General features: G+C 45.2%; 6 protein-coding genes. All 6 read left to right on the top strand.

Annotation, left to right across the window (positions count from 1 at the left end):
• Positions 1–221: 221 nt before the first annotated feature.
• The 6 genes from B050_RS0116545 to B050_RS0116515 all read left to right on the top strand — a co-directional run bounded on the left by B050_RS0116545 (position 222) and on the right by B050_RS0116515 (position 12,478).
• Positions 222–1,730: an arylsulfatase gene (locus B050_RS0116545; RefSeq protein WP_018475065.1), complete on the top strand. Its 1,509-nt coding sequence runs from the start codon at positions 222–224 to the stop codon at positions 1,728–1,730.
• Positions 1,731–1,743: 13 nt separating this feature from the next.
• Positions 1,744–4,971, top strand: coding sequence for a glycoside hydrolase family 2 TIM barrel-domain containing protein (locus tag B050_RS22585; protein WP_018475064.1), 3,228 nt, complete (start codon positions 1,744–1,746; stop codon positions 4,969–4,971).
• The gene (locus B050_RS0116535) at positions 4,961–6,415 is read left to right on the top strand and encodes a sulfatase (RefSeq protein WP_018475063.1); all 1,455 of its coding nucleotides are present in this window, start codon (positions 4,961–4,963) and stop codon (positions 6,413–6,415) included. The genes B050_RS22585 and B050_RS0116535 overlap by 11 nt, the downstream gene beginning before the upstream one ends.
• Positions 6,416–6,868: 453 nt before the next feature.
• On the top strand, positions 6,869–8,194 hold the full coding sequence (locus tag B050_RS0116530) for a glycoside hydrolase (RefSeq protein WP_157492851.1): 1,326 nt from the start codon (positions 6,869–6,871) through the stop codon (positions 8,192–8,194).
• A gap of 160 nt (positions 8,195–8,354) precedes the next feature.
• The gene (locus B050_RS0116520) at positions 8,355–9,806 is read left to right on the top strand and encodes a sulfatase family protein (protein WP_018475060.1); all 1,452 of its coding nucleotides are present in this window, start codon (positions 8,355–8,357) and stop codon (positions 9,804–9,806) included.
• Positions 9,807–9,859: 53 nt separating this feature from the next.
• The gene (locus B050_RS0116515) at positions 9,860–12,478 is read left to right on the top strand and encodes a GH116 family glycosyl-hydrolase (protein ID WP_018475059.1); all 2,619 of its coding nucleotides are present in this window, start codon (positions 9,860–9,862) and stop codon (positions 12,476–12,478) included.
• Positions 12,479–12,487: the final 9 nt, after the last annotated feature.

The raw sequence follows: 12,487 nt of genomic DNA, 5'->3' as shown, positions 1-12,487 counted from the left end.
AAGCCTCTAAATAATGGATAAGCCATACATAAAGGGCTTATAGAGCTATTGAAAATTTGTTTTTGACCTATAATTCTGCATGTTTTTATGAGCTAACTGGTTGATTATTAGCGACGTTTTATGTTTAAATGATATTTCATAGTAATTGAATGGATATTAAGAATGCGCTAAGCAATGAACTATTAGTTTTGATTGATTAACAATTTAATTTAAAACCTACCATGAAATATTCTTGGAAAAATAGTGCTACTCAAATTGTCTTGGCGATTTCCGCTGGGCTGTTTCTAGCCTCTTGCGGCGGAGAGACCAAAACAGAGACAGCAGAAGAGGTAAAGAAACCCAATATAATTTATATCCTGGCCGATGATATGGGCTATGCTGATATAGGCGCCTATGGACAGGATAAAATTGAGACACCAAACTTGGACGCTATGGCCAAGTCAGGGATCAAATTTCTGAATCATTATACCGGGAGCACGGTATGCGCTCCTTCTCGATCGGCTTTGCTGACGGGATTGCATACAGGGCATACCCCTATTCGGGGAAATAAAGAATATCAGCCTGAGGGACAGCAAGCGATGCCTGATTCGGTGTTTACCATCGGCAAAATGATGCAGGATGCAGGCTATATCACAGGTACCTTTGGGAAGTGGGGACTTGGTTTTGTGGGAACCACTGGAGATCCTCTAAACCAAGGGATGGATTATTTCTATGGGTATAATTGCCAACGTCAAGCCCACCGATATTACCCTGATTACCTATGGGAAAATGACAAGAAGGTCATCCTTGATGGCAATGGCTGGCAGCATAAACAAACCTATGCTCAGGATGTGATCCATGAGAAAACCCTGGCATTCATTGATGAAAATAAAGACAAGCCGTTTTTTATGTATGTACCGCTGGTGGCTCCTCATGCTGAGCTAGCCACGCCAGACACGGCCACCGTCAATAAATACCGAAAAAGATACGGCAGCGAGAAGCCGTATATTGGAAAAACCGGAGCCGACTATGGTGATGACCTGGTCATCGGCATGTACCAGTCTCAGGAATATCCTCGCGCTACCTATGCCACCATGGTGGAGACCATCGATCGATATGTAGGTGAGATCATGGCGAAGCTGGAGGAGAATGGCCTGGCGGAAAATACAATCATCATGTTTGCCTCTGATAATGGCCCTCACCGCGAAGGAGGAAACGACCCCGATTTCTTTGACTCCAATAATGGCTTCAGAGGCTATAAAAGAGATCTCTATGATGGCGGTATCCGTACAGCCTTTATGGTGAAGTGGCCAGGGAAGATCAAGGCAGGTGCTCAGACCGACCATGTATCAGCATTCTGGGATTTGCTGCCTACATTGGCTGATATCATCGATTATGAAAACCTTCCATCCGTAGATGGGGTATCTTTCCTTCCTACGCTTTTGGGTGAGTCCACCCAGCCTCAGCATGATTTCCTTTATTGGGAGTTTGTGGAGCAAGGTGGCAAGCAAGCCGTGCGTAAAGGAGACTGGAAAGGAGTGAAATTGAAGGTGAGAGACAATAAAAATGCTCCTTTGGAACTCTATAACCTCAAAAACGATCCGGGAGAAACCAATAATGTGGCTGATCAGCACCCTGAAATGGTGCAGGAATTGGAGAATTTAATTCAATCCAGCCATACTACTAACCCTATTTTCCCTCTGTTCAAAAACGAGGGCGAGGAAGATAAAGATCTATTTTTAGTCAAATAAAGCAACTCCTCTCATGAACAGATATTATTATTTACTTTTATTCCTTTTTGGAATAAAGGCAGGGGAGATCTCTGCCCAAACTCAAGCAAAAGATTACGAAAATCCGGCAATGGTGGGGAGCAATAAAGTGGCTCCCCATGCTTTCTATCTTCCTTATGATGGAGTGGAGAAGGCCATGGAAGGGAATAGCGAATCCAGCTCCCTGATCATGAGCCTCAATGGCAGCTGGGACTATAAATGGGCACTCAATCCTGATCAGAGCCCCAAAGGTTTCTTTGAGACCGATTATAGCCTGGAGGATTGGGATAAAATCGAAGTTCCAGGAAATACCGAAATGCAGGGCTTTGATGTGCCTATTTACCTGAACCATCCCTATGAGTTTACCCGCAAACCGGCACCCCCACATATCCCTCAGGACTGGAATCCTGTAGGATCCTATAAACGAAAATTTACCCTTCCTACAAACTGGGATGGCAATAGAGTCCTGATCCATTTTGGAGCCGTAAAATCTGCTTTCTACCTATGGATCAATGGCCAGAAAGTAGGCTATTCGCAAGGTTCTAAAACCCCTGCCGAATGGGATATTACCGACTATCTGGTGGAAGGCGAAAATGACCTTGCCCTTCAGGTATTTCGCTTTTCGGATGGCTCCTATCTGGAAGGTCAGGATTTTTGGCGACTCAGCGGCATAGAAAGAGACGTATTCCTATACAGCAGCCCCAAAGCGCATATTGCCGATTTTACGATCCATGCAGGACTGGATAAGGACTATGTTCAAGGAGAATTCTCCATGGACATCCTAATGAAAAACACCGGCTCCACCGATAAAGGAAGCCTAAAAGTCAGACTTCTCGACGCGCGATCTAAGCTTGTGGGCGAGCCATGGACCTTGGATTATAAGCTTTCAAAAAATAAAGAGCAAGCACTAAGCCTGTCGGCAAGTATCGATCAGGTGAAGAAATGGTCTTCCGAAACCCCCTATCTATACCAGGTGCTGGTGGAGCAATATGATGCCCAAGGGGAGCTTCTTCAGGTGATCAACCAGAAGGTAGGATTCCGAACGGTAGAAATAAAAAATGCTCAATTGCTGGTAAACGGTGAAGCCATCCTCGTGAAAGGCGTCAACCGCCATGAGCATGACCCAAATACCGGCCACTATATCTCCAAAGAAGTGATGGAGCAGGATGTGAAGCTTATGAAGCAGCTGAATATCAATGCGGTAAGGACAGCGCACTACCCCAATGACCCCTATTGGTATGCCCTCTGCGACCAGTATGGCTTGTTTGTGGTGGATGAAGCCAATATCGAGTCCCATGCGATGGGAGCGGCAAAGCAACGCGAATATGACCATGAGGCTCATATCTCCAATGATCCCGAATGGGAACTGGCGCATCTGGACCGTGTGGAAAGAATGTACCATAGAGATAAGAATCATCCCTCAGTGATCATCTGGTCTCTGGGTAATGAGGCGGGAGATGGAATGAATTTTATCAAGGCCTATGACTGGCTCAAAGCTATCGACAGCCGCCCGGTGCAGTTTGAACAAGCCAACCTAAAGCCGCATACGGATATTTTTGCGCCCATGTATATCTCCATGGAGCTGATGAAAAACTATGCCATCCAAGCCAATATTTACCGTCCCCTCATCCAATGTGAATATGCCCACGCTATGGGGAATAGCTTAGGGAATTTTCAGGATTATTGGGACCTGATAGAGCTTTATCCTGCCCTCCAGGGAGGATTTGTCTGGGACTGGGTGGATCAGGCTTTCTATAAGGAAACCGAAGCAGGAGAACAATACTTCGCCTTTGGAGGTGATTTTGGTTCGGATACCCTGCGGAATGATAATAATTTCTGTATCAATGGCCTGATAAGTGCCGATCGAGAGCTAAACCCTCATGCCCATGAGCTGAAGAAGGTTTATCAAAACTTTAAATTGGAAGAATTTGATCTTCAGCAAGGGCATTTTGCCGTGATGAATGAGAATTTCTTCAAAAGCTATGATAAGGAAGTGCTGAAGTGGGAAGTAATGGAAAATGGTACTGCTATCCTCAGCGGTGAGATGGCCATGAATATGGCGCCTCAGGTGAGAGAATTGCTTACTTTACCATTGGACTTTCAGCAGATTCCGGGCAGAGAATATATACTGAATACCTATTTGGTTTCCCCAGAGGAGACCGACTGGTCAGAGGCAGGGCATGTCCTTGGCAAAGAACAGTTTCTCTATCCCATTATCCCTTCACAAGCCGATAAGTCGCAGACTGCAGGAAGCTTGGTATTCCGCCAATCCGGAGAAATCCTGACCTTTTCGGGGGAAGATTTCCAAGTGGAGTTTGACCGGTCTATGGGAGAGTTGACCTCAATACAGATCGAGGGTTCCGAACTGATAGCCACTGGGCTGCGGCCTGACTTCTGGAGGTCGCCAGTGGATAATGATTTTGGAAATGGCATGGTGAAGAGAGAAGGAGTCTGGAAAGAGGCCGGCAGCAAGAAAGTCGTGGAGCGCGTGGAGGTAGAAAAACTCTCCGAAACGGCCTACCAGCTGCGGGTATTTAACCTCATTCCCGAAGTGGAATCACGCTTCAATACCAGCTATACTATCAATAGTGCTGGAGAAATCTTAGTGGAAAATGCCTTCCTTGTCGCTCCTCATATTAAGATTCCTGAATTACCTCGCTTGGGCATGCAGATGCAGTTAATGAAACAATATGACCAAGTGGAATGGTACGGAAGAGGGCCTTATGAGAATTATATTGACAGGAAAACTTCCGCTTTCATTGGAAGCTATCAATCGACAGTGGATGAATTATTATTCGCTTATGTGAGACCTCAGGAAAACGGCTATAGGACAGAGACCCGGGCACTAAAAATGACGAATCAGCAGGGTAAAGGGATGCTGGTCCTTGGCCTGCCACATCTATCCTGGAATGCCTCATTCTATGACCGGGATTCGTATAGCCAACAGAAGAAAATGGACATCAGGCATACGGTGGATATGAAGCGAAAAGACCGAATATTCCTCAACCTCGATTATATGCAGATGGGAGTGGGCGGTGATAATAGCTGGAGGGATTTGCCTCATACAGAATATAGAATTCAGCCTCATGATCATTTTTATGCTTTTACTATTAGATTGCTGAAAGAAAATGGTGAACTTGGTACCTTCCTTAAGCAGGAAGAAATGACGAATAACCCTAGGCCTATCAACTCACTTATCAGCAATTATTATTATGAAAAGTAAAATTTCAAGCTATTTCCTTCTTGCGCTAAGCCTAGCCTATTACAGCTGTGCCGGAACACAGAGCAAGCAGGAGGTGGCGGAAGAGAAGCTGAATGTTATTTTGATCAATGTCGATGACTTAGGCTGGAATGATCTAGGGTATATGGGGGCGACATTCTATGAAACCCCAAATATCGATAAGCTGGCTAGCCGGTCTGTGGTTTTTAACCAGGCTTATGCTGGTGCCGCCAACTGTGCTCCCAGCCGGGCAAATATGCTTACTGGGCGCTATGGAATGACACACGGGGTCTATACCGTGCATCCAGCAGACCGTGGAAATTCCAAAACGAGGAGATTGATCCCCTCTCATAATGAGAAATTTATCCCTGAAGGGATGGCTACTCTAGGCCGTCTATTTAAGGATAACGGCTATAAAACCGGAACCTTCGGCAAATGGCATGTCTCCCCGGATCCGACAAAAAATGGCTTTGATGTGAATGTGGCGGGAGGCCCTCAGGGAAATCCCGGTAAAGGAGGGTATTTCAGTCCTTATAAGGTGGATAATATCGAATCCACCACCGAGGGTGAGTTCCTAACCGACCGCCTGACCAATGAGGCCATGAAGTTTGTCGATGAGAACAAATCCGCGCCTTTCTTCCTTTACCTGCCGTTTTATACAGTGCACAGCCCATTGATGGCCAAGGAGGAGGACCTGGCGAGATTTGCCAATAAAGAAGGAAAACCAGGCCGCAATAATGCCACCTATGCCGCAATGATCTATAATATGGATCATAATGTGGGGCGATTACTTCAGCATCTGGAGGAACTCGGACTGGCAGAGAATACCCTTATTATCTTCACCTCAGATAATGGGGGAATTCGCGCCACCAGCTATCAGGATCCACTGAGAGCCGGCAAAGGCAGCTATTATGAGGGCGGTATCCGCGTTCCCTTGCTCATCAGCCAAAAAGGTAAATATATCCATAGACTGGTGGAAGATCCTGTCAGCCAAATGGACTTTTTCCCTACCCTGAAACACCTCATTGAAGGTGAATTGGCGGCCGATGTGGCACTGGATGGACAAGATCTAACGGCGGTGCTGGACGGAGAAAACCAAGGCCATAGAGATATTTTCTTCCATTTCCCAATCTATCTGGAAGCCTATAAGCCCAAGGTAGATGAGGCCAGAGACCCCTTATTTAGGACTCGGCCAGGATCTGTGATTCGCTCCGGCGACTGGAAGCTACATCAGTATTTTGAAGATGGGGGACTCGAACTGTATAATCTCAGGGAGGACCTCGGAGAGACTAATAATCTTGCGGAGCAGCAGCCGGAGAAGGTGCAGGAATTATTGCAGAAGCTGGAAGACTGGAGATCCTCTCACCAGGCACCGGTCCCGGTGGAACTTAACCCTGACTTTGATGCGGATTTTGAGCAGAAACAGATTCAAAAGGTATTGAAATAAGCCTACAATCTTATATGTAGCTTAGCCCTTGGCAGGAATTCCTGCCAAGGGCTTTTTTTGTTCCTTCGCCTAGCTATTAGGTCAAATCAATAATTTTTCACCCCTTATAAATAGAAAATATATACAGACGCCCACTGATTTTAGGAGAGGAGTTAGTATAGAAGCTAAGCCAGAAAAGGGATATCTAAGAAGGAAATAAGAGAATTTTTGAATTTTGATTTTGGAATATTAGGAGGAAAAGGGGGGATAATATTTTAAGAAAATCAGGATTTTGCATAGGATCTATATTATTGAAGTAAGACTTCTTGGTTAATAATGTACTGAAAAGCGGTCTAAAGAGCTTTATTTTATCTATGAATAAAAAACACCTTATTTTGAATGATATTTCATAATGAAAGCGTGATATAACTGGTAGATTTTGGTCATCATTAATAATAACCTAAATCCATAACCATGAAATCATTAAGTTTTTTTATGAGACCCAGGTCTCTATCCATTATGTCTGTGTTGACGGCTTCACTGATGATGAGCTGCAGCAGCTTAGAATTAAGCTCAGCCGAAGATGATGAAGTGACTCCACATGTATCGGTGACGGTGGATGCCAGCATCTCCATTGACCCTTCCCAAACCTACCAGGAGGTACTCTATGGAGCAGATGCTAAATTGACCATGAAAGGATGGGCCGATGGCAACGTCCAGCAGGTAGCCAACAGGATGTTTTCCGAAATGAACCTAAACCTTCTGCGAATCCCCGTGTATGCCATGCGTGAGGCTACGGACCCATTTTATGATAAGCTTATCACAATAATGGATGCCTCCAAGACCGCTAATCCGAATGTCAAATTCTTTGCGAGTGTGGCTAATGGAGACGGAGATCAAAATAATAACCTGCACGGAGCGGATAAATTCCCCTCATCAATGAAAGGATGCTGCAGTTATAATATCTACTCGCTAAACCTCACCGCTTATGCCAAAAGATTGGATGATTTCATTCAGATGCTCACTGATAATAATCATCAGTTGGATTATTTTGGCCCCTTTAATGAAGACCCTGCAGGAATTTCAGATTATCAGAAGGTATTTAATCAAATGAATAACTTGGGCACTACCAAAAAAGTGGGGATAGAAACCTGGGGCTTACAAACTGCAATCACTGTGCAGGCGGATTTGGAGCCTTTATTAGATATTACAGGATCTCATTTTTATGACGATGGAAGCATCCCCAAAAGCCAATGGATTAGTACCTGGGGGAATTTGGTGAGCGCCTCCTCAAACCCTGTATGGTATTCTGAGGCCACCCGATATAAGACGGGAGATAATATTAATAACCTCATAGATGGTCTGGCGAATATCTTCCCTGCAATTCAGGCTGGGGCTGATCAGATTATATTCTACCAGACCACCAATAGGTTTGTGTATTTTAATGGAGGGATACAACCCTATAAATTTAGTGGCTTTAAGCATTTGGTAAACACCTCCGAAAATAAACTCAAAATTGGCTCAAGCAGCTCGGATGAGGATGTGATGGTCGTCTCTTTTGCTGGGCAGGATATAGCACAATCCCATATCATTAACTCATCCAACGTCACCAAAACCATTGAAATAAATATAGGCGGTGGATATTATAGCAATGCTGATTTCGATGAAAAAACCTGGGATGCTAATAATATAGAGCTGCTCACCACCAATACCATGAGCCAGCGGATAAGTTCTACCAAATGGCTGGTTACCTTAGCTCCTTATTCTTATTATAGTGTTTCTGTTCCTCTTATGAATTAAGAAAAATACCTCCTCATTTATTCCAAATGAGCATCAAAAGCAGAATCTCATGGCGTATCAGCCATGGGATTCTTTTTAGGTTTAGAGAAGCCCATATACTGAGCTGGGAGGTGTATTCAGAAGAAGCAGCAGATGTAAAATAACAAGCAACACAGAAGTTATGACCTATTTAAAACTATTAAAGGATATTAAATTAGCATTTTTTGTGCTCCTTGTCAGCGTAAATACGAGCCTAGCCCAGGAAGAATCTCCGACTAGGACTGGCCATAGCCGCCCTAATTTGGTTATTATTTTTACCGATGATCAGGGGTATGGGGACCTTAGCTGCTATGGAGGTGCCCATGTATATACTCCCAATATCGACCAGATGGCGGCAGAAGGAGCCCGTCTAACTAGTTTTTATGTGGCGGCACCATTATGTACCCCTTCCCGTGCCGCTCTTATGACAGGGTCCTACCCCAGACGTATAGGTATGGAGCCTGCCTCTAGTTTATATAAAGAGGTACCTAATATTTCTGGCAAAAAACGGTTTCCGGTATGCTTAGCAGCAGATGGCAACGGCCTAAACCCTGATGAAATTACCATTGCCGAAATAGCCCGTTCTGTCGGTTACCGTACTGGTATTTTTGGAAAGTGGCATTTGGGGGATCAATTAGAATTTTTGCCCACCAGACAGGGATTCGAAGAATTCTTCGGTTTGCCCTACAGCCATGACATCACACCACGGCATCCTCGTCAAAAATATTTCCAATTCCCTCCACTTCCCCTTCTTGAAGGGGAGAATGTGGTCGAACTTGATCCTGATGATAATTACCTGACTCGAAGGATCACGGAGCGTGCTGTGAAATTTATAGAAGACCATAAAGAGGAGAGTTTCTTCTTATATGTGCCTCATCCTATTCCACATGCCCCAGTGGCTGCTTCAGCAGAGATTAAAGAGGAATACGCACAGGTATTGGCTACCGGGAAGAATGCGGCGGACAATATATACTCCACGGCCATTTATGAAATAGACTGGTCCGTGGGTGAAATCCTTACTGCGCTAAAGGAACAGGGCATCGATGAAAATACCATAGTGATATTTACAAGTGACAATGGCCCAGCGGCAAAATATGCCTCCACTGGTCCTTTGTCGGGACGTAAAGGCCAAACCTTGGAAGGGGGGATGCGAATGCCAACGGTCATTCGCTGGCCCAATGGGATCCAGGCAGGAAGTGAAAATGATGAGCTGCTTACCACCATGGATATATTGCCAACCTTTGCTAAGCTGATTGGAGCCAAATTGCCCGAAGATCGAATAATTGATGGGAAGGATATTTTACCCGTTCTTACCGAAGGAGCTAAAAGTCCACATGAATATTTTTTTTACTCTCACTGGGGGACTTTGGAAGCGGTAAGGTGGAAGGATTGGAAACTTAGAATCATAAAAGGAGAAGAAGCACTTTATAATTTGAAAGTGGATAGTGCCGAAAAGGAAAACCTCGCCTTACAACAGCCTGAAATTGTGGCTCAGTTGAAGAAGGCCATGTTAGCATTTGAAGAAGATATAAAGAAAAACAACCGGCCAGCCGGTCACGTGGTAAACCCGCAAATATTGACGATTAATAAATAGTGTCTAATTGAAATACGCTGGAAGGAAAGAAATAGATATAGCAAAACATTACCATGCCCAAAATTCATATAAACTCAACAGATAATAATTACTCAAAAGTGGTGATAGGCACCGTCCTCATGATGTTTGCACAGGTGTTTAGCCTATGCGCACAAATAGGGAGCGATTGGCCTGTGCTGAAAACCTACGATCAAGACCATATTCAGAAAATCGCCATGCCGGTAGGCGGCATTGGCACAGGAACCATCTCCTTGACGGGCAGGGGCTCTTTGGAGGACTGGGAGATCATGAACCGCCCCTCAAAAGGCTTCAACCCGACCCTGGAAAATAGAGGGCCGGTAAAGCAAAAAGGACCCTTTTTTGCGATTTTTATGGAAGAAGCTGATGGGCAAAAGCAAAGCCGATTATTGGAAGGCCCATCGGACCCCGGCCACTATGAGGGAGCCTGGGGAGCCACCTCAAATCAGCATGGTTTACCTCGATTTGGCAAAGCCTCATTTAAAGCCGCCTATCCATTTGGTCAGGTGTTTTTAAGTGACGAGCAGCTTCCTGTAGAGGTGATCGTAAAGGCATTTAACCCCCTTATTCCTGGCAATATAGATGATAGCAGTATTCCGATGATGGTGCTGGAGTATACCGTCAAAAATACTACGGATAAGGAAATTACGATCTCTCTTGCGGGAACTATACAGAATTTTATAGGATACGATGGCAAAAGAGGCGCAGCAATAAATAATGTAAATGAGTACCGTGAAGACAAGCAGGTCAAAGGTATCCATTATACCTCAAAGGGGGTGGACCCTTCCAGTGAGCAATGGGGGACGATGAGTTTTGTTTCACTAAACGAAGGACTTACAACCTATCGTACCTCCTGGGAGAAATTAGAAAGTCGTTGGGATAAACAGAGGTTGGATTATTGGGATGATTTCTCGGAGGACGGTGAATTAGAAAAGCGTGTCAATGAAGAAGCTAATGCTCCCTTAGGCTCATTAGCGGTAAAAACCAATTTACAGGCTGGGGAGGAAAAAGACTTTCGATTCCTGATCAGCTGGCATTTTCCCAATAGACAAACATGGGATAAGCCTGGCTTTCAAAAAGAGATCAAGTCCACCATGGGCAATTATTATGCTACCCAATACCATGATTCCTGGGAGGTGATTACGCAGACCCTGCCCCGGCTGACCGAGCTGGAGGAAAAGACCAAGATGTTTGTAAATGCCCTAATAGAAAGTGATATCCCAGCGGAAATAAAGGAATCGGCCTTGTTTAACCTGGCTCACCTTCGCACCCAATTGGCTTTCCGAATAGAGAGTGGCCATCTTTTGGGATGGGAGGGGCTTTTTGACGATTATGGGTCTTGTTTTGGTTCCTGCACCCATGTCTGGAACTATGAGCAGACCACCGCTTTTCTCTTTGGAGAACTAGCCAAAACGATGCGGGACGTGGAATATGGCTATGCCACCGATGATACTGGGCTCATGAGTTTCAGGGCCTACTTACCTCTTGATTCCGCTAAGCTATGGGGGAAGGCTGCTGCGGATGGGCAGATGGGGAGTATTATGAAATTTTACCGGGAATGGCAGCTTTCGGGCGACGACACATTCCTAAAAGCACATTGGCCAATGGTAAAGAGATCATTGGAGTTTTGCTGGATCCCCGGAGGCTGGGATGCCAATAAGGATGGCGTGATGGAAGGCTCCCAGCATAATACCATGGATGTGGAATATTTTGGTCCCAATCCCCAGATGGGATTTTGGTACTTAGGAGCCTTGAAGGCATCGGCCGAAATGGCCAGATACCTTGACGATAAAGCTTTCGCCACGACTTGTAATCAGCTGTTTGAAAGGGGATCCGAATGGATGGATCAAAATCTTTTCAATGGAGAATATTATGAACAGCAGATCCAGCCTCCCATGTCTGCAGATCATGTGGCCCCCGCACTGATGGGGATTACCAGTGGCGCCGAGGCCACCGACTTTAGCTCACCCGATTTCCAATTAGGCAAGGGCGTATTGGTGGATCAGCTAGTAGGACAGATGTTTGCCCATGTGGTGGGCTTAGGATACCTGGGCAAAGAGGAGCATATTAAGAAAACATTGGAATCCATCATGAGATATAACTATGTGGAAGAGATGAGTTCTTTCGCCAATTTCCACCGCTCCTATGCTTTGGGAGATGAATCTGCCTTGGTCATGGCGGCCTATCCTGGAGAAAGACCAAAAAAACCTTTCCCATATTTCACAGAAGTCATGACGGGCTTTGAATATACAGCGGCAATAGGGATGCTGCAGGAAGGCCAAATCGATAATGGACTGAAGTGTATCCGTAATATCAGGGAGCGATATGATGGCAGGAAGAGAAGCCCTTTCAATGAGGCGGAAGCGGGCCATCATTATGCCCGAAGCATGGTCGCTTGGGCTGGGGTATTGGCCAGCTCAAAATTCCAGTACTCCGCCGTAGAAAAATCCATGACCTTCACCTCCAAGCCTGGTACCTATTTTTGGTCCAATGGCTATAGCTGGGGCACCTGCGAGGTGAGGGATAGAGAAGCTTCCTTATCCGTACTTTCCGGGAGTTTGGTGTTGGAGCGCTTTTCATTAGTAGGAGAAGGCACCGCAGAGCTTGATAGCAAACCTATTCAATCTTCAGCAACAGTAATCATCAAATTTTAAGGTCAGAGA

Source organism: Echinicola pacifica DSM 19836 (assembly GCF_000373245.1).
Lineage (GTDB): Bacteria > Bacteroidota > Bacteroidia > Cytophagales > Cyclobacteriaceae > Echinicola > Echinicola pacifica.
Note: the sequence above shows the minus strand (reverse complement) of the source record. Positions and strands in the feature narration are given on the sequence as shown.

What these genes read in the sequence shown, in the direction of transcription:
- B050_RS0116545 (WP_018475065.1), top strand. Translation starts at nt 222, where the DNA reads ATGAAATATTCTTGGAAAAATAGTGCTACTCAAATTGTCTTGGCGATT.
- B050_RS22585 (WP_018475064.1), top strand. Translation starts at nt 1,744, where the DNA reads ATGAACAGATATTATTATTTACTTTTATTCCTTTTTGGAATAAAGGCA.
- B050_RS0116535 (WP_018475063.1), top strand. Translation starts at nt 4,961, where the DNA reads ATGAAAAGTAAAATTTCAAGCTATTTCCTTCTTGCGCTAAGCCTAGCC.
- B050_RS0116530 (WP_157492851.1), top strand. Translation starts at nt 6,869, where the DNA reads ATGAAATCATTAAGTTTTTTTATGAGACCCAGGTCTCTATCCATTATG.
- B050_RS0116520 (WP_018475060.1), top strand. Translation starts at nt 8,355, where the DNA reads ATGACCTATTTAAAACTATTAAAGGATATTAAATTAGCATTTTTTGTG.
- B050_RS0116515 (WP_018475059.1), top strand. Translation starts at nt 9,860, where the DNA reads ATGCCCAAAATTCATATAAACTCAACAGATAATAATTACTCAAAAGTG.